Raw genomic sequence first — 24,262 nt, 5'->3', positions numbered from 1 at the left:
GAGCTGTCTTCCGGAATACCAGATACAACGGCTCAATCCCGCTGTCCGCCGGAAAGCTCACGATCAGTTCAACCTGATCCTCAAAGGGCCGCTGGTATCCCGGAGGCGAGTGTTCCTGGCCATCCTCCTGGATCGGTGTCACCAGAATGCTGTAAGGATCAATTCCGGAATCGGCCGGGTATTCAGTGCTTGTTACCAGGCGATGGCCACTTTCATCCGGGTACCAGACCAGAGTGAAATCGTCATCCACCACTACTTCAAAATTCTCGCCCACACGCTGTGCATGGGCAACCGGAACCCGGTCTTTGTATCCGGTGCTTTCGTTGACGTGATAGCCAGCTACCCTGAGGTTTCCGGTGGCATCTACATGCAAATGAAAGCGAACCCGAGTTGTCGCCTCGACCATCTCACGGAGTTCTTCCTCGGTGTATAGCGTGCCGTCTCCCAGCCTGGAGGGCCAGAGTGCCAAAAGCGCTGTGCTGGCGGCGGTGCTGAGCACACTGGCCCGATGCGCGCCGCCATGGCCCAGCCATTGGTCAGTCTCATGGCCGAGCCGGAGATCAAGCTCAATGGCCGCAAGCCGTTCATACCAGGGCTGATAACCGTGGCAGGGGCAAGCATCGCAAGTGTGCCAAAGTTACTGGCCTTTTCTTGCCCCTCATTGCTGGCAGTGTCCCCGGATGGCCGGGTGCAGGATTTGGCGAATACCTTAGGCCCCAGTGGCGGCAAGGCAAAGTTTTCCGAGATGACTACTGGCCGCAGAGGCTCGGTGGCTGGCTCAATGACCGGGCCTTCCGGCGTATAATCGAGCTTTGGCGGTGGTGGCAGGTTATCGCTGTGGGCATAGCCGGCTGCCCCTGAACGAAATGGCTGCTGGTTTTCAAACCGTTGCGAGAAGGCGCTGATAGCATCTCCAGAAATGGCCACAGAGGCGCTTTCTGCAGGAACAATGCTCCCGGAAACCAACTTGAATACGGGAACCTCTGGTATCTCTTTGAGCAACACCAACTCGCCACTGGCAAGCTGATCTCGTAAACGGGAAGAGGTATAACTGGAGCTCGGGAGATAGCTGGCCAACTCCTTATCGGAATATTGATCCCAGCCACCCTCTATCATCAAGGCTTCATAAAGCGCAAGCGAGTGCGGGTCTGCTATGTTGGTCACGTCCGTGTTCCCACAAAGTATTAATCGGCATAATCCATGCCTTGGGTGTTGTCGAATGTACAGGAAATTTTTGATTGGACCAAGCCTGCATTAAGTCTCTCAACCCCAACCGGATAATCATCCTTGAGTCAACAAATTAACGCTCCTCGGGAAAATCGACACTAAAAGTCAGTTTAGTGTTTTATATGCACTTTTTAATCAGTATAATGATTACATCCATCATTGGTGTGGTTTTGCGTCATAATAGCGAACATATGGGTGAGTTATGAAGACCAAGCAAGGTATTCTTAAAGCAGTGAAGGATCAAATAAAACATCTTCAGGCTCTGGCTCACACAATAGAAGCCTCAGAAAGCCCTGATCTGCGCGAACTGAAAGAGCTTCCGGAGCTACTGGCTACAAGGCGTGAATCACTAAACATGACACCTGCAGAAGTTGCAGAGCTCTCTGGGGTATCCCCAACCACTTATCGGTCAATAGAGCGAGGTTCAGGTAACCCCAGGATCCAGACCCTTCAAACGGTGTGTGATGTTCTGAACGTAAAAATATGGGTAGACCTCTCATGAGAGCCTGTGTCCGAATGAATGGTAGGTTGGCCGGCGTGCTGGAACGCACGGGCACAACCGTAACGTTTCATTACGACGCGGCCTATCTCCAAATGCGACTACCGCCTCTAAGTTTGAGTTTACCCTTGCGACTGGAGCCCTATGAATATGAAGGGTTGCCGCCGTACTTCAGCGGCCTTGTAAGTGAAGGTTGGTTGAAACGAATACAAGCTAAAGAACAAAGAATTGATCCGAACGATGAGTTTTCGTTGCTGGTTCATAACGGAAAAGACCTTCCAGGAGCGGTAACCCTTGAATTGCTTGATATGCCTTAAAGAGATCAATGCCAAAACCACTTCGGGATACCATTCAAAGTGCCTGAAGGATCTGTTCGGCACCGATAAGATTGACGTCACTTTGTCTGAGAGCCGAAGAGATCTGGTCACTGAAATGCCAAAGCAAACCCATGGCTTTTCGATCAGTGGTGTGCAGATGAAGTGCCAGTTGGCCATTGAAGAGGGAAAGCTGGAGCTGGTCGACAGTGGCGGCCAATTCATTATGAAGCCCTCTCCTGAGGAATACCCTAACGTTGCTGAGAACGAGCACGCAACGCTGAAGCTCATGGCCCGAATTGGGTTCGAAGTGCCACCTTGTGGACTTATCAGGCTTGAGGATGGCCATTTGGTGTTTGTTATACGGCGTTACGACAGAAACTTTCTTGATGGAACCAAGTACCACCAAGAGGACGCAATGCAGGCACTGGGAATAGCGAATTCAGACTCAGGCTTGAAATACACGGCTGCAAGCTATGAAGAAGTTCTGACGCTTGTGAAAGAACACGGAGGTGATGCGGTAGCGGCATCACTATTTGACCGCTTGGCATTCAGCTACCTGGTTGGGAACGACGATCACCATTTAAAGAACATAAGCTTTTTATACGAGCCCTCTTTCCGGCTTGCTCCTTGCTATGACGTTCTTGGATCATCGCTCTATAGCTCGAAGGCAGATAGCCCAATGGCTCTCGCCATGCTTAAGGGCGGTGATGAGCCAAAATACTATGCAGAAATGGGCAATGGTTTTTATTCCGGTTCCGACTTTGTCGAGATGGGTGCCAGGGCAGGGCTAAGAGCCAGTGCTTTGAGGAGTCGGTTAAATCGTTTGGTCAAAAGTGTTGGCGTACACGCCTCCGGGATTATCCAAAATTCTTTTATGCCGGGAGAGGCCAAGTCAGAGTATGAGGAGCTTGTTAAACAACGAATCAAATTTATGGCCGCCTAGAAATACGTTGAGCTAATCCTGGAGTCAGGCCACCACCCGGTAGCCTGACTCGATTCACTCATGGTTGAGGTTGGCTGCTATCAGTCCGTTCACTCTGATCCTGGGCAGCCCTTAATCGCTCCAGAACTTTCGCTCCATCGCTCACTCCGTTGTCGATGCCGGCGGCTTTCAAGCGGGCATCCAGGTCACCGTGCTGTTGTTCCTGGTCCAGCTTAGTCAAAGCGTCCTCTACGTCTTCCGCCTCGGTTTGACGGGCACGTATTCGATTGGCTGAAACGTTCAAGTCTTCCATGTGGCTGTGTAATCCGGTTGCGTGGCCCCGAAGCTGGCGGGTGACCTGTTCGGCGTGTCGGTTGGCTTTCGCCAGACGCATCTCACTGTAGAAGTGTTTCAGCGCACGGCCGGAATCCCTTAATTGGCGGCGCAGTTCGCTTTCCTGTTGCTGTAGCTTTGCGTGTTGCTGCTGCTGGCGGTGTAGTAGGGCTTCATCCTCTGCAATCAGGTTGGCCAGCTCCAGCGCCAAGGTTTCTTCGTTTTGCTCCAATGCCTGGCTGGCTTGCTGCTCCCGTTTGTTAATAGCAGCTTGCAGGCCGGCGTTGTCGCGTTCCAGTCGCGTTTTCTCAGCCATCAGGTGAGCCAGCTCTCGCTTTGATCGGGCAATGGCTTGCTCGGCATCCCGCAGCTCCTGTTCAAAGATACGCATGTCGTTAGCGTCCACCAGCTTTGCGACCGGTTCGTGGGCCGATGCTCTGAATAGTGTGTTCAGTTTGCGCCAAATGCTCATGGTGTTACTCCCCGTATTCTTTTAGCAGCTGATGGGTTCTAGCCTCGGAAATGCGGTTCGCAATTCGGTGTTGCTCGTGTTCATCACGCAGGGTTTTCGACAAGGTGATGGTGGTGCTTACTAGAAAAAGAGCGCTGATCGCCATGTAGCCTTTTATCACGATATCAACGGGCGCAAGCACCACACCCGCGGCGGCGGCAAACAGTGCAATCGCAAACGAAACCTTTACAAAAAATACCCAGGAGTTTGAGTTGCTCTTCAGTTCGCTATCCATGATTTCTTCCTCTTTGGGTTTGTTGTTGGGACAGCCGAACTGTGCGCTATCGCTGGATACGCCGCGAGTGATCCCCAAAAAGTATCAGTGGTGTATATCTAAAGTATCGTTTGATGATACTTTTGTTGGCTGGAACTCAAAGAGAGGTGATTCCATGGCGCAAACCAGTGCCATTGTCGGTGAGCTTAAACGACAGCTACGGTCTCATGGCCTGACCTATCAGGACGTAGCTAATGCTCTGGATCTCTCAGAGGCGAGTGTTAAGCGCTTGTTTTCCGAGAAGCAGTTTTCCCTCAAGCGTCTCGACCAGATTTGTGCGCTGATGGGGATTGAGATCAGTGATGTTGTGCGCAAGCTGTCGCCAGAGCTTGAAGTCGAGCAACTGAGTCTGGAACAAGAGCAGGAACTGGTGTCGGATGTGCGACTGTTACTGGTGGCAGTCTGCGCCATGAACCGGTGGCAGTTTCAGGAGATCCATCAGGTTTACGATGTGTCTGAAACCGATTTGATTGGCTATCTGGCCAGGTTGGATCGCATGGGGGTACTGGAGTTGCTACCCGGTAACCGATTCAAGTTGTTGCTCAGTCATGATTTCGCCTGGCAGCCGGGCGGGCCTATACAGCGCTTTTTCGAGGCTGAAGTGCAGCAGGATTTTCTGAAGTGCCGGTTTAATCACCCCGGTGAATTGCGACTGTTTGTGAGTGGCATGCTGTCCGCTCAGTCCAACGAGGTGGTTCAGCAGAAGCTCAAACGCTTGGCTCTGGAGTTTAGGCACTGCCATGAGGAAGATCTTGCGCTGCCCTTGGAGCATCGTTTCGGGGTGAGCCTGTTGATGGCCATGCGCCCATGGGAGATTGAGTCTTTTGACAGTTTTCGACGCCCCGATTCGCATAAGGACTACCCACCGTTTAGCCGTTGACGACAAAGTGGGGTTTGTTATCAGCTTCGGTTATCCTGATAAGATCGAATACCTACAATAACAAGATCCAAAAAGAGATAACGCGATGACCCCGTACGATTTCATCATCGAAGGCGGCCGGTACTTCGACGGCACTGGCGCACCATCTTCCATTCGTAATCTGGCGGTCAAAGACGGCCGTATTGCAAAAGTGACTGCAGACCCTATTCCCCATGATCAGGCAATCCGTGTAATCGATGCCTATGGCAAATGGGTTACGCCGGGATTTCTGGATACTCATACCCATTACGATGCCGAATTGCTGGTGAGCCCGAGCCTTTCTGAATCGGTTCGTCATGGCGTAACGACGGTGCTGGTGGGTAGTTGCTCGCTAAGCATGATCTGCAGTGATTATGAGGATGCCTCAGACATTTTTACCCGCGTTGAAACCGTGCCGAGGGAACGGGTGCTGCCGATCCTGAAAGAGCACAAAACCTGGACGACCCCAAAACAGTGGGTAGAGCACATCAAGCAGATGCCCCTTGGCCCGAATGTTGTCAGCTTGCTGGGCCACAGCGACATGCGAGTTGGGGTGATGGGATTAAGCCGAGCCACAGATTTGGCCGTCCAGCCCACCGAAGAAGAAATGCGGACCATGGAGCGTTTGCTGAAAGAGGCGCTTGATGAAGGGTTTCTCGGCCTGTCGACCATGTGCCTTAAGTGGGACAAGGTGGATGGTGATCGGGAGTGGTCAAAGAGCTTGCCCAGCACTTACGCCAAGTGGGGTGAGGTCGCACGTTTAAACAAGTTGGTGCGCCAGTATAATCGGGTGCATCAAGGCGCGCCGAATGCCGCTACGCCCTTGCAGATTCTGCAATATGTGCGGGAGTGTGTGGGGTTGTTACGGCGGCCGTTAAAAACCACCTTGATCAGCCAGATGGATTTGAAAGGCAGCGCCGCGCTAACAACTCTCACCAAGCTAACATCCATGTTTACCAATGCCTTGCGGGGAGACTTCCGCTGGCAGGTGCTGCCTACACCTTTCACGGTTTACGCAGACGGTATTGATGTTGTGTTCTTTGAAGAGTTTGGAGCCGGGGAAATGGCTCTGGATTTGAAAGATGCGGTCGAGCGAAATGACTTGCTGAAAAGCGAGGAATACCGTCGTAATTTCCGGAAGTTCTATGGTGAAAAACTGAGCCCTCGGGTTTGGCAGAGGGATTTCGGTGATGCCATGATCATCGATTGCCCTGATGAATCACTGATCGGTAAGAACTTTGAAGAAGTAGCAAAGGCGCGCGGTATTCATGTGGTGGATTTGTTTCTCGACCTGGTGGTGGAGTTCGGTAAGAAAATACGCTGGTACACCACTGTCGGAAACCACCGAAAACAGGTTCTCAAACAGCTGGTTAAAGACCCCACTACACTTATTACCTTCAGCGATGCCGGTGCCCATATCCGTAATATGGCGTTCTACAACCTGCCGTTGCGCATGTTGAAGCTGGTCCAGGAGTCCATCGACGAGGGCGATCCGGTAATGACCATGGAGCAGGCTGTTCACCGTTTGACAGGCGATCAAGCCGATTGGTTTGGTATAGAAGCCGGTAAGATCCGGGTAGGTGACCGAGCCGATCTGGTGGTGCTGGATCCCTCAGGCTTTGACCAGAATCTGGAAGACGTGTCCTGGGGCGAAATGGAAAACTTCGATCTTCAAAGACTGGTTAACCGTAACCCGGGTATTGTGAAAACCGTTATGATCAATGGAAAACTGGCGGTGGATGATGAGCAGTTCTTGCCGGAGTTTGGTCGCGAGATGGGCTACGGTACGTTTATTCCCGCCCGTTAACCGGGTCTGCAGGCACTTCGAAATCCACAGAGCCAGATCGGGCTTGTTTGCGCCAAGCCCGCGGCGAGCATCCTTTCCATGTTTTAAAAGCCCGGCTAAATGGCGCCAGGTCCGTATAGCCCAGGCTCATTGCGAGCTGGGACAGATCAATGTCTGTGTTTTTCAGGTACTGGCAAGCCAGGCGCTGGCGGTTAACCCTCAGGCGCTCGCCAAAACTGGTGTTCTCGGATTTCAAGCGGTTCTGCAAACTTCGTGGATGGCTGCCCAATACACGGGCAACGGTATCCAGGCTGCATTCGGCAGTGGGGAGCAGGGCTGTGATGGTTCTGTCTACTTGTGAGCGCAGGCCAGTTACCTTGAGTTGGGGCTGGCTCTTTTGCCACTGCTGACTGATACGCTGGCGCACATCGTTTGTGGCCAGAACGGGCAGATGCAGGATTGATGCAGGAAATTGAACGCGGTTTTCGAGCCCACCAAATTGCAGGTTCGGGCCGAAGAAGGCCCGGTATGCCTCGAAATTTCCGTTATCGCGTGCGGTCAATTCCACTTCTTCCGGCCGCGGGGCTCCCGCATTCAGTTGCTTTGTGCCACTGACCAGCAGCGCCAAACTGAGTGCCATCAGTTGGTGGCAGTCCGTACGGGCTTCAAACGCGAATGCCATCCGCATTTCCAACACCGGCCCACTGATATCCACATCAATCTGGACGCCGTGAGCGTGAAAGGCGAGATTTCTCAGCAGAATGCGCACTGCATCTGCAATAGTGGACTGCATGCACATCAATGATCCCAGTGCGCCCACTGCTTCCAAGCCCTGACGATACCCAAGCCGGGCGCCAAATTCCGGTGCACAGCATCGTTCTGCAGCCAGGGCCAACAGCGCTGCCAGGCTCGTGTAAGGAATATACAGATCGGTATCTTTCAGGACCGCTGGGCTCAGGCCGACCTCCCGCATCAAGCGGTAGGGGTGCTCGCCATAACTACGCACCAGTTCGGGAAAGCCCACTAACGCACCGCTGCGTGCAAAATATTGCATGACGCCTGTCCTGAAAATGACTTATGTTCGTGTATTGTCAAATTGTGATTCGCCTTTGGTCAAGTAAATAAGGTTGATCTGTTCTAATCTGGTTATCCTAACGGCCAACCAAGGTTGATGTTCTACTTGCCCCAAGGAGATTCTTTATGGCCAGCCATGTTACTGCAGACACGCTTGTTATTGGCGGAGGTATAGCCGGTATCGTCACCGCGCTGGAGCTCCTTCGGGCGGGCAAAACCGTCACGCTGGTAGACAGGGATACACCAGAGCGTTTGGGCGGGCTGGCGTTGTGGGCGTTTGGCGGCATGGCTCTGGTCGGCACACCATTGCAACGAAAAATGGGTATTCCGGATAATCCCGAGCGTGCCCTCAAAGACTGGATCAGCTTTGGTGAGCTGGACACCAGCGACGAGCACTCCCTGGCCTGGGCTCGTTACTATGTGGAGAATTCCTGCAGCGAGGTCTACGACTGGCTGAAAGCCGAAGGCATCAAGTTTTTGCCTGCAGTGAACTGGGTTGAGCGGGGTCGACTAGGCGAAGGGAATAGTGTGCCGCGCTATCACATAGTGTTTGGAACTTCCCGAGAGCTCACCCGAACTCTGATTTCGGCTATGGAGGATGCCGCCGAGGGAAATCGCCTCACGGTATTGCATCAGCACAGTATCAGTTCGTTGGAGAGCAGTGATGGTCGCGTTACCGGAGCCATTGGCAGCAATGATAAAACCGGTGAGCCGATCCATTTAACGGCGCAGACGGTAGTGGTGGCTACTGGCGGAATCAACGGCAACCACCAGCAAACCCGTGCTAACTGGCCGAAAGATCGGCCCATGCCAAAAACCATGCTGAACGGTGCCCACCCATACGCTGATGGCAAGCTGCACCACGAAGTGGCCAACAAACTGGGTGGAAATATCGTTAATGCGGGTGAAATGTGGAACTACGCCGCCGGCTTTCCCCATCCGTATCCGCATTTTAAAGGCCACGGCTTATCGACCATTCCTTGCAAATCTGCCTTGTGGCTTGATCACAAAGGCAAGCGAATCGGCCCGGAGCCGCTGGTGACCGGCTTTGACACCCATTGGCTTTGCCAACGTGTTGCCGAGCAGGAAAAACCCTGGACCTGGCACCTGTTGAACTGGCGTATTGCCGCCAAGGAATTCGCCATCTCCGGAGCCGAACACAATCACAGAATACGCGACAAGCAGTTGATTCGTTTTGTGTTCGAGACCCTGACCGGCAACCATAACCTGGTCAAACAAATGGCCCGTGAAAGTGATGATTTCCTGGTTGCTGACACACTCGAAGAGCTGACAGGAAAAATGAATGCGCTGACCCGCTCCCACGATGTCGATCCGGCCACACTGCAGGCTACGGCTGATGCTTTCGATGCGAATTTTGCCGCGGGCAGCAAGCTGGAAAATGACGATCAGATTCGCCGTATTCTTCATGCCCGCCAGTGGGGGCCGGATAAATTGCGTACCTGCAAGCCTGCGCCACTGCAAAAGAAAGGTGCCGGGCCGTTTATCGCCGTGCGCATGCAATTGATTACCCGCAAAAGCCTTGGTGGCTTGCGTACTGACCTGCAATCCCGCGCCCTTGGCCCAGACAACCAACCGATATCAGGGCTCTACTGTGTGGGTGAAGCCGCCGGTTTCGGTGGCGGCGGCTGTAACGGCAAGCGGTCTCTGGAAGGCACTTTTTTGCCTGGTTGTATTTTGACTGCCAGAGCAGCAGCGCGGTCGATCGTTTCGAGCACCTAATCCAGGTAAAGAAGCTAGCCGAATACTGATAGAAAATAACAAGGAGAATAACGATGAACGGTGCGCAAGCCCTGATGAAAACCCTGGTGGACGCGGGTATCGAAGTCTGTTTTAGCAACCCTGGTACCAGCGAAATGCACTTTGTGGCAGCGCTGGATGATGAACCAAAAATGCGCGCCGTGCTGGCACTGTTTGAAGGCGTGGCAACTGGTGCGGCTGATGGTTACGCCCGGATGGCTGACAAGCCAGCAGTGACACTTCTGCACTTGGGCTGCGGATTAGGCAACGGCTTGGCCAACTTGCACAATGCGCGCAAAGGCAAGGTGCCGGTGGTAAACATTGTTGGTGATCACGCGATCGACCATGTGAAATACGATGCGCAGCTCCAGTCGGATATCGAAACCGTTGCCCGTAATGTGTCACCGGGTTTTGTCCGCACATCTCAAACCACGGCCGAATTGTGCAAAGATGCCGTCGATGCCATAACGACAGCCCGCGGACTGCCCGGCCAGGTGGCTACGCTGATCCTGCCCGCAGATGTTTCGTGGGGAGAGGGTGGTAGCCCCTCGGTTGTGCCCAAACAAGTTGAGTCTCCAACTGCCGGCGATAGCGCCATTCAAGCTGCGGTTGATGCCGTTCGCTCCGGAAAAAAGACAGCGCTGCTGCTGGGTGGCCGAGCTCTGCGGGAACCGGCTCTCATGGCAGCCGCTAAAATCGCCGCCGCTAAAGGTGTGAAGCTTTTGGCAGAAACCTTTCCGACACGCATAGAGCGCGGCGAAGGCCTGCCTCCGGTTGAAAGAGTTGCCTATCTGGCGGAACTGGCAGGCGTGCAACTGGCCGACATTGATCACCTGATACTGGTGGACAGCAAAGCGCCCGTTTCCTTCTTTGCCTATCCCGGGAAAAAGAGTTATCTCGTACCGGATAGTTGCACCGTTCACACCTTGTCCAGCCCCGAACAGGACGCCCGGGGCAGCCTTGAAAAGCTAGCCGCGGCACTGGGAGCTGACAAAGCTCAGCCCGAATTGCAGCAGCTACAGCGCCCATCGGCACCCCGTGGTCGCCTTTCCGCGCCGAAAGTCTGTAAAGCAGTTGGCCACTACCTCCCAGAGAACGCCATTATTATCGATGAGGCCATCACCTCCGGGTTAATGTTGAATGCCATGACCGCAGGTTCGCCTCGTCATGACATGATTGCCCTTACCGGAGGGGCCATTGGCCAGGGCCTGCCCAACGCTGTCGGCGCCGCGATTGCCTGTCCGGAACGCCCGGTGATTGCATTGATCGGCGACGGCACGGCTATGTATACCATTCAAGCCCTGTGGACCATGGCCCGTGAGCAGTTGAATGTCACCACCATTATTTTCAACAATGCGTCTTACTCGGTGCTGAATATAGAGCTGGAGCGTGTAGGCGCTGAAGAGGTGGGCGACAAGGCCAAATCCCAGTTGGATCTGAATGGCCCTGTGCTGAACTTCGCCCAATTGGCCCAAGGTATGGGAGTTCACGGCGTGCGGGTTGACACCGCCGAGGCCTTCAATCATGCCCTTGACTACGCCCTGTCACAGCCGGGCCCCCACTTGATCGAGGCCATGGTGCCGGAATCCCTGAGTGGCTTGAAAAGAAAAATCCTACCTTGGGTGTTGCGTTCGTTACCGAGCTTGCCTGTGTCGGTAACCCGTACCCTGAAAAACAAGATCGCACCCTGATACCGGGAGCCGCCATGTACGACTACATCATCATCGGCGCCGGATCTGCCGGCTGTGTATTGGCCAACAGACTGTCGGCAGATCCGGGAAACCGGGTTTGCCTTCTGGAGGCTGGCCCCAGCGACCGCACACACTGGATACGCAACTGTAACCCCCTGAACATGCTGATGTTGATGAATAGCCGCACCTACAACTGGCGTTATCACACCGAGCCTGAAGCACGCACCGGCAACCGCCCGTTTTTCTGGCCACGGGGGCGCGCACTGGGCGGGTCCAGTTCAATCAATGCCATGATTTACACCCGGGGCCATCCGGAGGATTACAACCACTGGGCATCATTGGGTAATCGCGGCTGGGATTACCAGAGTGTATTACCCTGGTTCTGCCATTCGGAGCGGCAAGGGCGTGGAGCGAACGACTGGCATGGCGATCAGGGGACCATGGATGTTGTGGATACCAACTACCATTTTCCTGTTAGCGAGGCTTTTGTGAAGGCCTGTGGTGAAGCTGGCCAGGCCGTCAAAAAGGATTTCAATGATGCAGAGCAGGAAGGCTGTGGTTTTTTCCAGGTAACACAGACCCCTTCGGGGCAGCGGGCCAACAGCGCTTACTCGTTTCTGGATGAAGCCGCGGGCCGGCCCAACCTCACGGTTTTGACGGGCGTGCATGTTACCCGGATCTGCTTTGAGGGCAGGGTTGCGACTGGCGTTGAAATTGGCCGCAACGGGCCCAAGGGGCCTCGCGAAATCCTGAACGCGGCCAAAGAGGTTATTCTCAGCGCGGGCGTTATCAACTCACCGCAGCTGCTAAAACTCTCCGGTGTTGGCCCGGCCGGGGAACTGGAAGCCCACGGCATCCCCTTGGTCCATGATCTGCAAGGTGTTGGTGAGAATTTGCAGGATCATCCCGATGTCATCATTCGCTGCCGGGACAAAACCGGCACCTCGCTGGCGGTGGCTCCAACTCGCAACAGCATGGCGTTTTTCATGCGGATGCTCAGGCAGAAAAATTTCGTGTTTACCCCCACGGACTGCGGTGGCTTCGTGCGCTCGCAGCCCAGCGAGCCAATCCCGGATCTGCAGTTGCAGTTTGCCGCCATACGCATGCAGCCCCATGGGCGTGGCCTGTTTACATCCATGCTTGCGGGCTTCGTGCTGCACATCTGCCACCTGCGTCCGGAAAGCCGTGGGCGTGTTTTGTTGCGCAGTTCCGATCCTTTTGCAGCTCCGGTTATTCAGGCCAACTACTTTGATCAGAAAAAGGAGCTTGATGCGTTGGTGCGGGGCATTCGCTTGGGCCGAAGCATTCTGTCCCAGCCCGCCATGAAACCTTTCCATGGCGGTGAGGAAAGCCCGGGGCCGGAGATCCAGAGCGATGAGGAATTGACCCAGTGGGTGAGGGACCATGTGGAGACGGTCTACCACACTGCTGGCACCTGTAACATGGGTAAGGGTGTCATGGCTGTAGTGGATGCTGAGCTGCGGGTACATGGAGTGGAACGGCTGAGGGTTATCGATTCATCTGTGATGCCCACTATCACCGGCAGCAATATTCATGCACCTACGGTGATGATTGCCGAGAAGGGCGCGCACAGCATTCTTAATCCGTCGGCAATTGGGCTGTGAGCGACTCCCGGTTAATCTGTGATTTGCCACTATGGCGACAGACTGTCGTGTTATATCAAAAATCTGTCTTGTTTTGTCGATATTGTCGCAACTGCCTTTGAGAGAATCAGAGTTACCATTGGTTGACGAATAACAAAAAGGAAACTCAGGTGGCCATTGAACACTACGACATTATTATTATCGGTGCCGGGCTCTCCGGCATTGGCACGGCATGCCACATTGCGCGGGAACACCCCGGAAAGTCCCTGGCGATACTGGAGCGCCGGGAAAATGTGGGAGGCACCTGGGATTTGTTCCGTTACCCAGGTATACGCTCCGATTCTGACATGGCCAGCTTCGGATTTAACTTCAAGCCTTGGCATTCCGATAACGTATTGGCCCAAGGCGGCGATATTCGCGAGTACGTACGTGAAACGGCAGAAGAGTTCGGGTTGTACGACAAGATCAAATTTGGCCTGAAACTCAAAAACTCTAACTGGTCGACCAAAGACCAAAAGTGGGTTCTTTCTTCCGTGAAGGAAGCAACGGGCGAAGAGAAGGTGGTGAGCTGTAACTTCCTGGTTAACTGTGCCGGGTATTACAACTTCGATCAGGGCTACCGTCCGGATTTTCCAAAGGAAGAAGTCTTTAAAGGGGATATCGTTCACCCTCAGAGTTTGCCGGAAGGTTTCGACTATAGTGGCAAAAAAGTGGTGGTTATCGGCAGTGGCGCTACAGCCATAACACTGGTGCCCGCCATGGCGGATAAAGCTGCAAAAGTCACCATGGTGCAACGCTCACCCAGCTACATTATGTCCCTGCCGAACACCGATAAAATATCCATGGTGTTGAACAGGTTTTTGCCAAAAGCCTGGGTATTCAAGCTCGCCCGCCGGCGCAACATTCTATTCCAGCGTGCTCTATATCTCGCCTGCCAGCGCTGGCCTAAACCGATGCGCAAGATGTTTTTGTCGCATATGTACAAACATGCCCCAAACGTTGATAAACGCCACCTTACACCTGAGTACATGCCTTGGGATCAACGCTTGTGCGCTGCGCCCGATGGCGACTTTTTTGAAAGTTTGCGTTCGGGCAAGGCGGACATCGTAACCGACCATATAGATCATTTTGATGAAACAGGTATCGTGTTGAAATCCGGCCAGCATATCGACGCAGATATTGTTGTTGCTGCGACTGGCCTGGAGGTTCAGTTGATGGGGGGATCGACACTCAGCATCGACAACGAGGAGGTGAATCTGCCCAGAAAAATGGCTTACAAAGGTATCCTTATTCAGGATGTACCAAACTACGGGTGGATTTTCGGGTATACCAACGCGCCCTGGACCCTAAAGTGCGATATTGGCGGGCGCTACTTGTGCCGATTGCTTGCTCACATGGATAAAACAGGAGTGTCTGTTGCAACCGCAGTAGACACAGGAAATAACGCGACCGATGCCAGTGTGCTGGATGGGTTTGCACCCGGGTATATCGTGCGGGCAATCGATAAAATGCCTCGGCAGGGTAAGGCAGATCCCTGGAGGATAACCATGCACTACGGCAAGGATAAAAAAATGCTGGTTAACGACCCTGTGGATGATGGGAATATGCAGTTTGAAACTGCGGCTTCCGCTTCAGCCCGGGAGTCAGATGTTCTTCAGCAGGCCAGAACAGCTTAAAGCCAAACTGCGATAGAAAAGGGAAGGGTTATGAACAGGGGACGCAGTGGCAAACCGCCGGTAATGCTGATTCATGGAATGTGGAGCAATGAAGAGACATTGCGAGATGTGAACGAAGCATTTGTGTATCAGGGATACACTGTGGATTCTCTGCGCCTGCCATACCATTTTCCCAAAAAAGAGCATACAGCGGCCAGTCGTTCGAAACTGGCTAAAACACGCGTGCAGGAGTACGTCGCATATATTGTAGAGCAGGTAAAGCGTCTCGACTCCCCGCCAATTCTGGTGGGACATTCAATGGGCGCACTCTTGGCCCAGTTGGTGGCCGCCCAGGTACCCTGCCAACGACTGGTTCTTTTATCCTCCGCGCCCCCGGCAGGTATAAATGGCCTGAGTTGGTCAGCAATTCGCACTTTGGGCCGCAATCTGTTTCGTTTTCCTTTGTGGAATAGTGTTACGGAAGTCGGGCTTGCCAACGTGGAGTATGGTATCGCCAATGCCCAAAGCCGCTCTGTGCAGAAGGAAATCTACGAAAGCTGTACATACGAATCTGGCATGGCTACATTTCAGATCAGCGTCGGGTCTTTGTTGAGAAGCAGGTCTGCAACACATGTGAACACACAGAATATCAAATGCCCGGTTCTCATTGTGGGTGGCACTGCGGATCGAATCACCCCCATCAATATCCAGCGTAGCATCGCCAAACGTTTCGGTGCACAGGCGTCACTAGTGGAAATAGAGAGTTGCTGCCACTGGACCGTGGGAGGGGCCTACTTCCCAATGATTCGTACTGAGATATTCAAATGGCTGAAGGTCCAGCAGGGGTAGCTTTTCCCGGTGAATTTTATGCCTTTAAATGTGTGATTCCCGGAAGGCTCAATTCTATCGGTGATTGAAGGATCGGCTGGTTTATTTGCGCCCTAAAGCTCAACCCAGCGCCTCACGATATCCATAGCGGCTTGCGAAGGGTTAGCATTTCGGCTCCCGCGTACTTCACCAACAACCCAGGTGTTATTTCGCTGCTCGAGAGAAATAGTCAGCCGCTGCGGCGCTGTCATGCGGTAGATAAACACCTCTCCCTGTGCAATAAACGTATCGTAGCTGCCCATGCAATGATGCATTGTGGAACCTTCATCCAACAGCTCTAACCGCGATGTGAGTGGTTCAATGCCTTCGGCGGGTAAGGGAGCGTTGGGTAATCCCCATGTTCCTGCTCAAGTGCCGCAGCACGGGCCGCCCGTTTTTGCTCAGACCCCATGCTGTTAAAGCGCTGGACCAAACGGTCGTGCAGCTCTTGCAGTGCCGGTCTGGAACGCAGCTGTTCCAGCCTTTGTACAATTCCGGCGGCCGTGTTCAGGGTGTCTCAGTGCCTTTATGACATCCTCTAGTTCCCAGGGAATTCCGGCTGAACCAACGGAGCGGCATGGCAGAGTGCCAACTCTGAACAATTAACTGAATGGGGTATTTCAGGATGGTGCTGAGGTCGAACACTACCTGATGTTCAGAATTGACAGGATCGTCAAGGGTTGGCTCAGCCATGCTAAGGCGTTAATGTCATCTTCACAAAACCAGCCAATGCCCCGCGAAGCTTTTCAGCTACCGCGCATTCAGAAACGTCATGGCGCTTGGCCAAATAGGTTGGATCGTTGTAGCCCAACCATACCTGTCCTGATTCGTCCTCCCAAACCAGCGCCTTGAGAGGCAGATCGATCGCGACAGTCTGCGCGCATTTCATGAATGGGGTTCCGCCCTGTGCATTGCCAAAAATCAGCAGCTCAGTAGGCCTGAGCGCCATACCTGCTTTTTCAGCCCCAGCTGCATGATTTATGCGCGCGAAAACGTTCAAGCCTTTGCTTTTAACAACGCCTTCGAACTTGTTCATGGTTTCTTGAGCGCTGTAGGAGCTCTTAACCGAAATCAGGCCATCCACGGCTTGGGCTTGGGAGAAAGCCATAACCAGAAATAGTGCAACAACGTACTTGATTGTTTTCATGGTCTACCTCGATGACGATGTTCGTTCATTTGCGCGCCTTTAGTACGATGCTCTGTCTCACGCGGTTTCCAATTCAGCCTATCACCTGGCATGCCATCGTTATAGGTAAAATGGCAAGTAAAGCGCCACTATAGGGAAGAAGTAAACGATCAGCAGGCAGCCGAACATCATGATGATAAATGGCCACACGCCTCGCACCACATCCATCACTCTGCCCCCGGCGACAGCCTGTATTACGAACAGGTTTAGCCCTACGGGTGGGGTTATCAAAGCGCATTCGATCATGATCACGAAAATGATGCCGAACCAGATAGGGTCTATGCCAAGTGGTGCCAATGAAGGGTAGAGCACCGGCATCATGATCAACAGCATAGAGATGGATTCCAGGAAGAATCCCATCACCAGTAATACCAGGCACACCGCCAGGATGAACAGGCCAGCACTGCCAATGTGCATGGTGACGAACATCGAGATGTCTTGCGGGATTTGGTAGAGGGTAATGGCCTTACCAAACACTTTGGCACCCGCCATGATGATGAATATGGTGATCGTGGTTTTCATGGTGTCGATGCAGGCTTTCTTAAAGCGCTCCCAGTTCATTGTTTTCAATGCGAGAACAATGATCAACGAGAGAGCCACGCCGATGGCTGCGGATTCTGTCGGCGTGAACACGCCTGCATAGATTCCACCAATAATAATGACGGCCAGAATGATGATGGGCAGAGCCCGCCAGGTGGCTGCAAGACGTTCACTTTTAGTGGCCTTGGGCACTGGTGTGCAGGCCTTGCCAAGCGTCGCGTACAGGAAGCTGAAAATGATAAAACTGCCGGCCATAATCAGGCCCGGAATAATACCGGCCAGGAACAGGTCAACAATGGATTCCTCGGTAATAACGCCGTACACGATCATCGGGATCGACGGCGGAATAAGTATGCCGAGCGTGCCGCCCGCGGCAATCAAGCCCAACACAAAGGGGCGGTGGTATCCGCGATCGGTCATCTCTTTGATGGCAACACTGCCAATGGTTGCGGCAGTGGCAACAGACGACCCGGAAATTGCCGAAAAAATAGTGCACGAGGCGATGGTGGCGATTCCCAAACCGCCGGGCCAATGCCCAACCCAGGTTTGAACGGCGTTGAACAAGTCTTTACCAACGCCACCTTGCAGCAGGATGTTAGACATCAAGAGGAAGAGCGGTACAGACAGCAAAATAAAGCTGTCGAATGAGGAATACATGGCCATGGGCACCATTAAAGGTGACATGTCGGCCAGTAGCAGCATGCCAAGCCCAAGCCCACCCAGTACAAATCCAACCGGTACTCCGGAAAGCAGCAACATCAACAGGGCGAATATAATCAGAGCAACAGTCATCAGACGTGAACCTCTTCAGCAGGCTGAATATGCCCTGTTAGTACAAGCGCAGCCTCTGTGAGACATTGAATAAAAAGAAGGCCAAAACCCACTGGAATGGCACTTTTTGTGATCCACATCGGCATACCTAACATGGAGGCTGAGGCGGCATTAATGGCGATAGCATCCTTCACGATGTACACGCCGTACCAGGTTACCCAGCCCGAAAACAACGCAACGATAAGCAACGACCACAGTTCTGCAACAGCTCGCATACGAGGGCCAAAGCGGCCGATCAACATGTCGATGCGGATCAGCGCCTGGTGCTGAAGTAGCCAGCTTGCGCCCAGGCAGGAAGCCCAGATCTGACATAGCAGTGACAGGTCTTCTACCCAGATAGTGGGGGACAGGAAGACGTAACGGGCAATGACTTCATAGGTGATCATGGCCGCAATCACTACAAACAAGGCTGCAGCGAGTCGCCCGCAAAGGGTAACGACTGCATGATTTATACGCACCCAGGCGGAGGGATGGCTCGCGCGCCAGGCCTGCGGGTCTTTTGATGTGGCGTTGTTAGTTGACATGGATAATCCCGACAACAGAAAAACAAACAATAACGGACGCCTGCAAAGCAAGCGTCCGTATACGGGAGAAAGTATTCAGATCAGAGCGCGTTTGCGGCTTCGATCACTTGCTCACCCAAAGGGCCGGCGTTTTCGATGAAGCTCTTCAGCACAGGGCGGGTTGCCTCCTGCCACTTGGCGATGTCTTCCGGGGTGAGATCAATCACGTTCATTTCGTTTCTGGCTTCTGCAATGGCATCGGCTTCAAGGGACTGAATCTTGTCGCGCAGTTGCTTTTCGACCTTTAGCGCTGCGTTTTGCAGAATGGTCCGCTCAGTGTCAGTCAAACCCTGCCAGGTTTTCTCGTTAATGAGCGTCATGAATTCGATGTTGGCGTGGTTGGTCAGGGTGAGGTGATCCATAACCTGATACAGCTTGCGTGGGCCAACAGCGGTTACGCCGGTCATGCCTGCATCAACGGTTCCGCGCTGGTACGCCAGGAACTGCTCAGAGCCTGCCATCACAGTCGGTGCAGCGCCGACCGATTTGGCGAATTCACCAAGGGTTTTACCAAATACACGCACCTTCATGCCTTTCATGTCGTCTGGCTGCTGAATGGGCTTTTTCTTGGAGAGTAGCGCAACGCCACCATAAGCCTGCCACCACAGAGGGCGAGCGCCGGTTTTGATGATTTCATCGTCCAGCAGGGTACGTACAGGGCTGCCAGGCTCAGTGGCTTTAACAACCTTCTCGTTTGTAGGGAACATGAACGGTACGTAGAACACATCCACTGCAGGAATGGTGCCCGCCATTTGGGTAACGCTGATAACGCCCATTTCAATGGCGCCAGAGCTCACGGCGTTGTGAACTTCTTTATCCTTATAGAGCTGTGCAGCCGGGAAAATCTGGATCTTTATATCACCATTACTGCTGCTTTCAACTTCGTTTTTGAAGTCGACCAGGTTCTGGCCCAAGTGATGTTTCAGGGGCAGTTGCAGTGTTACTTTCAGAGTGGTTGCTGCAAGTGCAGGCATGGCTGCGCCAAGGGAGCAGGCCAACACGCCTGAGCAGAGAAGGTGTTTTAATTTCATGTTATATCCTTATTATTGGCTGTTTTTGGTTTTTTAAGGTGGCCTGATCAGCTGCGGCCGTTTTGCATCAATTCTTTTACAGACTGTGGGAGCGGTCGAGTGTCGCTACGTTTTCCGGCTTTGCGAACCTGACCGGGAAGATCATGGTTAACGATTTCTTCCAGGCGTTGCGATTGTAGCAACAAACCATCGAGATCTACGCCGGTATCCAGCCCCATTTCACTGAGCATGTGTACCAGATCTTCGGTGCAAATGTTGCCCGTCGCACCCGGAGCGAATGGGCAGCCGCCGAGCCCGCCGAGCGACGCATCGAACTGGTTAACCCCGGCAGCGAGCGCTGCATACACGTTCGCAAGCCCAAGGCCGCGGGTGTTATGAAAGTGCAGTGTCAGCTCCAGTTCTGGCCAGCGCTTGCGAACTTCCTCGCACAGTGATTGCACCTGATTGGGTACTGCCATGCCGGTTGTGTCGGCGAGGGTCAGGCTATGAAGGCCGCGTTCCAGGTACGCATCCACAAATCGCAGTATGCGTTCCTGTGACTGTTGGCCTTCAAAGGGACAGCCAAAGGTGGTGGCCAATGAGCCGTTCAGGCGCATGGGTGTGCCCGATACCATCTCCGCAATATCTTTGAATTGCTGCAACGACTGATCGCAGGTCATGCGCATATTCGCCAGGTTATGGCTTTCGCTGACCGACATAACAAGGTTGATTTCATCCACACCCAACTCTAGCGCACGGGCACAGCCTTTCTGGTTGGGCACGAGGGCAACGTAGCGGGTCGGGGTGTCCTTTCGGATGGCTTGGATGACCTCGGCGGCATCGCTCAGATTGGGGACGGCGCGCGGTGAAACAAACGAGGTAACCTCGATTTTGTTCAAGCCAAGGCCCGCAAGGGCATTGATCAGCTCAACCTTGGTTTCGGTTGGCACGAAATCCGGCTCGCTTTGAAAACCGTCGCGCGTCACCACCTCATTGATGAGTACCCGTTTTGGGATATCAGTAAACATCAGATTACTTCCTTGGCTTTCAGCGCCTGAATATCGTGATCGGAGTAGCCCAGGCTAGCGAGAATTTCGCTGTTATGTTCGCCAAGACTTGGGCCTACCCAGCGGGTTGCTCCGGGTGTGCCGCTCAGTTTTGGCACTATGCCCGGCAACGAAATCTCGCCGCCACCGGGTAGGGGGCGCTCGATAATCATTTCTCTGGCGCGGAAATGAGGGTCTTCAAAAATCTCGGCGGCGGTGTTGATTCCGCTGGAGGGAACAGCAGCGTTTTCAAGAACGGCCAGGGCGTCTGCAAGGTTATGCTGGGAGGTCCAGGCTTCTATGGCTTCATCCAGCTCATCACTGCGCTTCGCTCGGCCATCGTTATGGGTCAGCTCGGGATCATCCGCCAGGTCGGGCCGATCAATAGCGTTCATCAGTCGTTTGAAAATGCTGTCGCTATTTGCGGCAATGACGATGTATCGGTTGTCCCGGCTGCGATACGTACTGGAGGGGGCAATGCCTGGCATGCTGGCACCGGTGCGCTCCCGAACAAAACCAAACATACCGTATTCCGGGATCAGGCTTTCCATAACGCCGAAAACCGCCTCATACAGAGCCACGTCAACGAACTGCCCCTTACCACCGTTAACTTTCAGGTGATGCATTGCCATCATTGCGCCGATCACGCCATACAGAGAGGCCAGAGTGTCGCCAATGCTGATGCCGGCACGAACAGGTGGGCGGTCCGGATAGCCCGCAAGATGACGCATACCACCAATTGATTCGGCAATCGCTGCAAAGCCCGGGCGTGCTGCATAGGGGCCGTCCTGGCCATAGCCAGATACCCGAATCATGATCAGTGCAGGATTAATAGCCGACAACTGCTCCCAGCCCAGATTCCACTTTTCCAGTGTGCCAGGACGAAAGTTCTCGATAACGATGTCGCACTCTTCCACAAGCTTGTGAATGACGGCCTGGGCTTCGGGATCTTTGAGGTTGAGCGTAAGCGACTTTTTGTTACGGCTCTGGGAGTACCACCACAGCGACGTGTCGTTGTGCATTTTGCGCCAACGCCTTAGTGGGTCGCCTGTACCCGGTGGTTCCACCTTGATGACATCGGCACCGAACTGGGCAAGGATGCTGGCGGCATAGGGACCGGCAATCAGTGACCCCAGTTCAAGCACGCGAACGCCTTCCAGGGGCTGCGGTGTTTTCTCCTGATCCCCTGGGCAGGAAGATTCCTTGGTCATGTTCATCTCACCTTGAATGGCATTGTTATCGTGTTGTTTTACAAAATAATGAGCCGGAAGGGAGAAATAACAAAATGGTTATATGTGAGGCTGCCATCGCGAAATACGATGGCAGAAATCCTCAGCTGGGTGTGAGGTGTTCGAGCAAGCGCAGCGTGGCTTGCGACAAGGGGTGTTGGTTGCTGGTGCATAGCTTCAGGTTGCGGCTTGCCCAGCTGTCATTAAGGGGGATGGCCTTAACGCGGTGGGTGGTCACATAAGGCTGTGCAATATCCTGGGGCATGATGCCAATGCCGAGATCCTGTTCGACCATGCGCAGCAGTGCTTCATAGCTGGTGACCTGTATACGCATACGAAAGGTTTTTTCGGCTGCGGCTGCGGCCTGCAATAGCTTGTTATTAATAGCACTGCCTGTATGTAGACCAACGTAGTCGTATTGCAGCGTATCGATAAAGCTCAGGTTTTGGGCCTGGCTGAGGGGATGCTGGTTGGCGGTAATCAGGGCCAGCCGGTCGGATTGATATGGGTAAATGGTCAGGTTTTCCGTGTTGCCAAGCACCTCGGTAAAAATGCCGATGTCTGCCTGGTTTTGCGCCACGGTTTCAATAATTTCTGAACTGATACGTTCTTCCAGTTGAATCTGGATAAAGGGGTGCTGGTCCAGAAACGCTTTCAACTGGCTGGGCAAGAACTGAGTGATGGCTGAAATATTGGCGACGATTCTGACTTCGCCCCGCACACCCTGGGAGTATTCATGCATTCGCGCATGAACCTCTTCAAGCTGATGCAGTACACCTCTTGATAGCTGAGCCAGTGCTTTTCCAGCTTGGGTGCCGCCAACGCCCCGGTTTGTGCGCACCAGCAATTGAGTGTTCAGGCTGGTTTCGAGTTCACTGATGCGTTTACTGATTGCTGAGGCAGCGATGAATTCCTGTTCTGCCACAGCGGCTATCGTGCCCGTTTCCAGAACTCGCACAAACAGCCGCAATGATGTGGGGTCCAAATGCATACAACAAACGCTCCGGAGCAAATGACTCCATTGATTCTAGGGGGTTGGTCTGAAAAAGGAAGTGGCTTTCAGTTATGCTCCTGGTTCCGCAATCATTCTGCCCAGGAAAGCTTCCATTTACCGGGCAGGCTTTCAATGCGTTACTATAGGCCGCCAATATATTCATCCATTGCAAAAGCAACGCGAGGTTTTCATGTTTTCAGCACTGAGTGCGGTTTTCCGCCCATTAATGCGATTGGGGCTTGTTGCCCAAATTGCCTTGGGGATTGTCGCAGGTGTGCTGTTGGTGATGATATCGCCTGAGGCTGCGGGTTCAGTCGCGTTGCTTGGCCAGCTGTTTGTGAAAGCCTTGAAAGCCGTAGCCCCGGTGTTGGTTTTTGTTTTGGTAGCTGCTGCCATAGCCGGCCACAAACAGGGGCAACCCACCCACATACGCGGAGTGTTGCTTCTTTATGTAATCGGAACACTTGCGGCAGCAGTAGTCGCTGTGGTCGCCAGTTTTCTGATTCCCACCCAGCTATCGCTGGATTTGAGTGGAGTTAGCGGCAATCCTCCCTCGAATATTGGGGAAATCCTGAAAAACCTTGTGCTCAGCGCGGTAAACAACCCGGTCAGAGCACTAATGGAATCCAATTTCATTGCCATACTGGTCTGGGCGGTTGGGCTAGGCTTTATGATGCGCACCGCCAGTGATACCACCCGCCAAGGCCTTGAGGACTTGTCCGAGGCAGTCTCCGGGATTGTTCGTGGCGTGATCCGCCTTGCGCCCCTGGGTATTTTTGGGTTGGTTGCCAATACACTTGCAGAGTCTGGCATCAGTGCTTTGCTGGGTTATGGTCAGCTCCTGGCTGTTATTGTTGGCTGTATGTTGTTTGTGGTATTGGTTACTAACCCGCTTATCGTGTTCTGGCAGATTCGCAGCAATCCCTATCCTTTAGTATTTGAGTGCCTGCGCGGTAGTGCGATTACGGCATTTTTTACGCGCAGTTCCGCTGCTAACATCCCCGTTAATCTGGAGCTTTCGGAGCGCCTGAAGCTGGATCCCGATACCTACACAATTTCTATCCCTCTCGGCGCTACGGTAAATATGGCGGGCGCGGCTATCACTATTTCTGTGATTACTCTTGCTACGGCACACACGTTAGGAATCCCTGTGGATTTCGGAACGGCGCTGTTGCTCTGCGTAGTGTCGGCATTGGCGGCTTGTGGCGTTTCGGGCGTTGCTGGCGGGTCGCTTCTGTTGATTCCCCTGGCGACCAGTCTGTTTGGTATTCCTGCAGAAGTGGCCATGCAAGCGGTGGCGATTGGCTTTGTGATCAGCGTTGTTCAGGATTCAGCCGAGACTGCATTGAACTCGTCTACCGATGTCTTGTTCACGGCTGCGGCCTGCCGCCGGGCGGAGTCGAAGCCGGATTAGCTTTCCTATGGATAATTTTAACTGTGGCAATCA

General features: G+C 53.5%; 24 protein-coding genes. 11 read left to right on the top strand and 13 right to left on the bottom strand.

Features of this window, described 5'->3' with window-relative positions; all coding sequences use genetic code 11:
- Together RKA07_RS09890 and RKA07_RS09885 are read right to left on the bottom strand one after the other, a co-directional pair.
- A partial coding sequence (locus RKA07_RS09890) for an S-type pyocin domain-containing protein (protein ID WP_310966232.1) occupies nucleotides 1-406 on the bottom strand: 406 nt, incomplete at its 3' end.
- Nucleotides 364-1,164 carry a hypothetical protein gene (locus tag RKA07_RS09885; protein ID WP_310966231.1) on the bottom strand — a complete coding sequence of 267 codons (801 nt, stop codon included), beginning with the start codon at nucleotides 1,162-1,164 and terminating at the stop codon, nucleotides 364-366. The genes RKA07_RS09885 and RKA07_RS09890, both read right to left, overlap by 43 nt.
- A gap of 265 nt (nucleotides 1,165-1,429) precedes the next feature.
- Between RKA07_RS09885 and RKA07_RS09880 the strand changes: the two genes are divergently transcribed.
- Genes RKA07_RS09880 through RKA07_RS09870 form a run of 3 tightly spaced genes read left to right on the top strand, consistent with a single transcriptional unit; the run spans nucleotide 1,430 to nucleotide 2,986 of the window.
- Complete coding sequence (locus RKA07_RS09880; RefSeq protein ID WP_310966230.1) at nucleotides 1,430-1,729, top strand: helix-turn-helix transcriptional regulator; 300 nt, start codon at nucleotides 1,430-1,432, stop codon at nucleotides 1,727-1,729.
- A gap of 14 nt (nucleotides 1,730-1,743) precedes the next feature.
- The gene (locus tag RKA07_RS09875; RefSeq protein ID WP_310966229.1) at nucleotides 1,744-2,043 is read left to right on the top strand and encodes a HipA N-terminal domain-containing protein; all 300 of its coding nucleotides are present in this window, start codon (nucleotides 1,744-1,746) and stop codon (nucleotides 2,041-2,043) included.
- A complete protein-coding gene (locus tag RKA07_RS09870; RefSeq protein WP_310966228.1) occupies nucleotides 2,021-2,986 on the top strand; it encodes a type II toxin-antitoxin system HipA family toxin in 966 nt (321 codons plus the stop codon). The genes RKA07_RS09875 and RKA07_RS09870 overlap by 23 nt, the downstream gene beginning before the upstream one ends.
- A 58-nt stretch (nucleotides 2,987-3,044) precedes the next feature.
- Here RKA07_RS09870 and RKA07_RS09865 read toward each other — a convergent pair whose 3' ends face one another.
- Nucleotides 3,045-3,770 (bottom strand): PspA/IM30 family protein, encoded by a 726-nt coding sequence (locus tag RKA07_RS09865; RefSeq protein WP_310966227.1) that lies wholly within the window; start codon nucleotides 3,768-3,770, stop codon nucleotides 3,045-3,047.
- Between the two features lie 4 nt (nucleotides 3,771-3,774).
- The gene (locus tag RKA07_RS09860; RefSeq protein WP_200204705.1) at nucleotides 3,775-4,044 is read right to left on the bottom strand and encodes a YiaA/YiaB family inner membrane protein; all 270 of its coding nucleotides are present in this window, start codon (nucleotides 4,042-4,044) and stop codon (nucleotides 3,775-3,777) included.
- A gap of 154 nt (nucleotides 4,045-4,198) precedes the next feature.
- Between RKA07_RS09860 and RKA07_RS09855 the strand changes: the two genes are divergently transcribed.
- On the top strand, nucleotides 4,199-4,963 hold the full coding sequence (locus RKA07_RS09855) for a helix-turn-helix domain-containing protein (protein WP_310966226.1): 765 nt from the start codon (nucleotides 4,199-4,201) through the stop codon (nucleotides 4,961-4,963).
- 85 nt (nucleotides 4,964-5,048) lie between these two features.
- Nucleotides 5,049-6,788, top strand: a complete 1,740-nt coding sequence (locus RKA07_RS09850) for an N-acyl-D-amino-acid deacylase family protein (RefSeq protein WP_310966225.1) — start codon at nucleotides 5,049-5,051, stop codon at nucleotides 6,786-6,788.
- Here RKA07_RS09850 and RKA07_RS09845 read toward each other — a convergent pair.
- The gene (locus tag RKA07_RS09845) at nucleotides 6,772-7,821 is read right to left on the bottom strand and encodes a helix-turn-helix domain-containing protein (protein WP_200204699.1); all 1,050 of its coding nucleotides are present in this window, start codon (nucleotides 7,819-7,821) and stop codon (nucleotides 6,772-6,774) included. The genes RKA07_RS09850 and RKA07_RS09845 overlap by 17 nt on opposite strands.
- A 146-nt stretch (nucleotides 7,822-7,967) precedes the next feature.
- Between RKA07_RS09845 and RKA07_RS09840 the strand changes: the two genes are divergently transcribed.
- The 5 genes from RKA07_RS09840 (at nucleotide 7,968) to RKA07_RS09820 (ending at nucleotide 15,398) form a co-directional block, all read left to right on the top strand.
- Nucleotides 7,968-9,581, top strand: coding sequence for an FAD-dependent oxidoreductase (locus RKA07_RS09840; protein ID WP_200204698.1), 1,614 nt, complete (start codon nucleotides 7,968-7,970; stop codon nucleotides 9,579-9,581).
- A 53-nt stretch (nucleotides 9,582-9,634) separates the two neighbouring features.
- Nucleotides 9,635-11,290 (top strand): acetolactate synthase large subunit, encoded by a 1,656-nt coding sequence (locus RKA07_RS09835; protein WP_200204697.1) that lies wholly within the window; start codon nucleotides 9,635-9,637, stop codon nucleotides 11,288-11,290.
- A complete protein-coding gene (locus RKA07_RS09830) occupies nucleotides 11,218-12,915 on the top strand; it encodes a GMC family oxidoreductase (protein ID WP_200204696.1) in 1,698 nt (565 codons plus the stop codon). The genes RKA07_RS09835 and RKA07_RS09830 overlap by 73 nt, the downstream gene beginning before the upstream one ends.
- Nucleotides 12,916-13,064: 149 nt before the next feature.
- On the top strand, nucleotides 13,065-14,570 hold the full coding sequence (locus RKA07_RS09825) for a flavin-containing monooxygenase (protein WP_200204695.1): 1,506 nt from the start codon (nucleotides 13,065-13,067) through the stop codon (nucleotides 14,568-14,570).
- 30 nt (nucleotides 14,571-14,600) lie between these two features.
- The gene (locus RKA07_RS09820) at nucleotides 14,601-15,398 is read left to right on the top strand and encodes an alpha/beta hydrolase (RefSeq protein ID WP_200204694.1); all 798 of its coding nucleotides are present in this window, start codon (nucleotides 14,601-14,603) and stop codon (nucleotides 15,396-15,398) included.
- A 92-nt stretch (nucleotides 15,399-15,490) separates the two neighbouring features.
- On the opposite strand, the gene RKA07_RS09815 is transcribed toward RKA07_RS09820, so the two are convergent.
- The 8 genes from RKA07_RS09815 to RKA07_RS09780 all read right to left on the bottom strand — a co-directional run bounded on the left by RKA07_RS09815 (nucleotide 15,491) and on the right by RKA07_RS09780 (nucleotide 22,812).
- Nucleotides 15,491-15,739, bottom strand: a complete 249-nt coding sequence (locus RKA07_RS09815; RefSeq protein ID WP_310966237.1) for a PcfJ domain-containing protein — start codon at nucleotides 15,737-15,739, stop codon at nucleotides 15,491-15,493.
- Nucleotides 15,740-16,110: 371 nt separating this feature from the next.
- Entirely contained in the window at nucleotides 16,111-16,563 is a 453-nt protein-coding gene (locus RKA07_RS09810; protein ID WP_310966224.1) for a DUF302 domain-containing protein, read from the bottom strand.
- A gap of 99 nt (nucleotides 16,564-16,662) precedes the next feature.
- The gene (locus RKA07_RS09805; protein ID WP_200204691.1) at nucleotides 16,663-17,934 is read right to left on the bottom strand and encodes a TRAP transporter large permease; all 1,272 of its coding nucleotides are present in this window, start codon (nucleotides 17,932-17,934) and stop codon (nucleotides 16,663-16,665) included.
- Complete coding sequence (locus RKA07_RS09800) at nucleotides 17,934-18,497, bottom strand: TRAP transporter small permease (protein ID WP_200204690.1); 564 nt, start codon at nucleotides 18,495-18,497, stop codon at nucleotides 17,934-17,936. The genes RKA07_RS09805 and RKA07_RS09800 overlap by 1 nt, the downstream gene beginning before the upstream one ends.
- A gap of 80 nt (nucleotides 18,498-18,577) precedes the next feature.
- Nucleotides 18,578-19,567 carry a TRAP transporter substrate-binding protein gene (locus tag RKA07_RS09795; RefSeq protein WP_200204689.1) on the bottom strand — a complete coding sequence of 330 codons (990 nt, stop codon included), beginning with the start codon at nucleotides 19,565-19,567 and terminating at the stop codon, nucleotides 18,578-18,580.
- Between the two features lie 47 nt (nucleotides 19,568-19,614).
- Nucleotides 19,615-20,562, bottom strand: coding sequence for a hydroxymethylglutaryl-CoA lyase (locus RKA07_RS09790; protein WP_310966236.1), 948 nt, complete (start codon nucleotides 20,560-20,562; stop codon nucleotides 19,615-19,617).
- Nucleotides 20,563-20,573: 11 nt separating this feature from the next.
- Nucleotides 20,574-21,803 carry a CaiB/BaiF CoA transferase family protein gene (locus RKA07_RS09785; RefSeq protein WP_310966223.1) on the bottom strand — a complete coding sequence of 410 codons (1,230 nt, stop codon included), beginning with the start codon at nucleotides 21,801-21,803 and terminating at the stop codon, nucleotides 20,574-20,576.
- Between the two features lie 121 nt (nucleotides 21,804-21,924).
- Nucleotides 21,925-22,812, bottom strand: coding sequence for a LysR family transcriptional regulator (locus RKA07_RS09780; protein WP_310966222.1), 888 nt, complete (start codon nucleotides 22,810-22,812; stop codon nucleotides 21,925-21,927).
- Between the two features lie 193 nt (nucleotides 22,813-23,005).
- Between RKA07_RS09780 and sstT the strand changes: the two genes are divergently transcribed.
- Nucleotides 23,006-24,229, top strand: coding sequence for a serine/threonine transporter SstT (gene sstT, locus RKA07_RS09775; RefSeq protein WP_200204685.1), 1,224 nt, complete (start codon nucleotides 23,006-23,008; stop codon nucleotides 24,227-24,229).
- Nucleotides 24,230-24,262 lie beyond the last annotated feature (33 nt).

It is taken from the genome of Marinobacter xiaoshiensis, from assembly GCF_031631795.1.
GTDB classification, from domain to species: domain Bacteria; phylum Pseudomonadota; class Gammaproteobacteria; order Pseudomonadales; family Oleiphilaceae; genus Marinobacter; species Marinobacter xiaoshiensis.
Note: the sequence above shows the minus strand (reverse complement) of the source record. Positions and strands in the feature narration are given on the sequence as shown.

Excerpts from the sequence above, each read along its gene's own strand:
- RKA07_RS09880 (WP_310966230.1), top strand. The coding sequence starts at position 1,430 with ATGAAGACCAAGCAAGGTATTCTTAAAGCAGTGAAGGATCAAATAAAA.
- RKA07_RS09875 (WP_310966229.1), top strand. The coding sequence starts at position 1,744 with ATGAATGGTAGGTTGGCCGGCGTGCTGGAACGCACGGGCACAACCGTA.
- RKA07_RS09865 (WP_310966227.1), bottom strand. The coding sequence starts at position 3,770 with ATGAGCATTTGGCGCAAACTGAACACACTATTCAGAGCATCGGCCCAC.
- RKA07_RS09860 (WP_200204705.1), bottom strand. The coding sequence starts at position 4,044 with ATGGATAGCGAACTGAAGAGCAACTCAAACTCCTGGGTATTTTTTGTA.
- RKA07_RS09855 (WP_310966226.1), top strand. The coding sequence starts at position 4,199 with ATGGCGCAAACCAGTGCCATTGTCGGTGAGCTTAAACGACAGCTACGG.
- RKA07_RS09850 (WP_310966225.1), top strand. The coding sequence starts at position 5,049 with ATGACCCCGTACGATTTCATCATCGAAGGCGGCCGGTACTTCGACGGC.
- RKA07_RS09845 (WP_200204699.1), bottom strand. The coding sequence starts at position 7,821 with ATGCAATATTTTGCACGCAGCGGTGCGTTAGTGGGCTTTCCCGAACTG.
- RKA07_RS09840 (WP_200204698.1), top strand. The coding sequence starts at position 7,968 with ATGGCCAGCCATGTTACTGCAGACACGCTTGTTATTGGCGGAGGTATA.
- RKA07_RS09835 (WP_200204697.1), top strand. The coding sequence starts at position 9,635 with ATGAACGGTGCGCAAGCCCTGATGAAAACCCTGGTGGACGCGGGTATC.
- RKA07_RS09820 (WP_200204694.1), top strand. The coding sequence starts at position 14,601 with ATGAACAGGGGACGCAGTGGCAAACCGCCGGTAATGCTGATTCATGGA.
- RKA07_RS09810 (WP_310966224.1), bottom strand. The coding sequence starts at position 16,563 with ATGAAAACAATCAAGTACGTTGTTGCACTATTTCTGGTTATGGCTTTC.
- RKA07_RS09805 (WP_200204691.1), bottom strand. The coding sequence starts at position 17,934 with ATGACTGTTGCTCTGATTATATTCGCCCTGTTGATGTTGCTGCTTTCC.
- RKA07_RS09800 (WP_200204690.1), bottom strand. The coding sequence starts at position 18,497 with ATGTCAACTAACAACGCCACATCAAAAGACCCGCAGGCCTGGCGCGCG.
- RKA07_RS09795 (WP_200204689.1), bottom strand. The coding sequence starts at position 19,567 with ATGAAATTAAAACACCTTCTCTGCTCAGGCGTGTTGGCCTGCTCCCTT.
- RKA07_RS09785 (WP_310966223.1), bottom strand. The coding sequence starts at position 21,803 with ATGACCAAGGAATCTTCCTGCCCAGGGGATCAGGAGAAAACACCGCAG.
- RKA07_RS09780 (WP_310966222.1), bottom strand. The coding sequence starts at position 22,812 with ATGCATTTGGACCCCACATCATTGCGGCTGTTTGTGCGAGTTCTGGAA.
- sstT (WP_200204685.1), top strand. The coding sequence starts at position 23,006 with ATGTTTTCAGCACTGAGTGCGGTTTTCCGCCCATTAATGCGATTGGGG.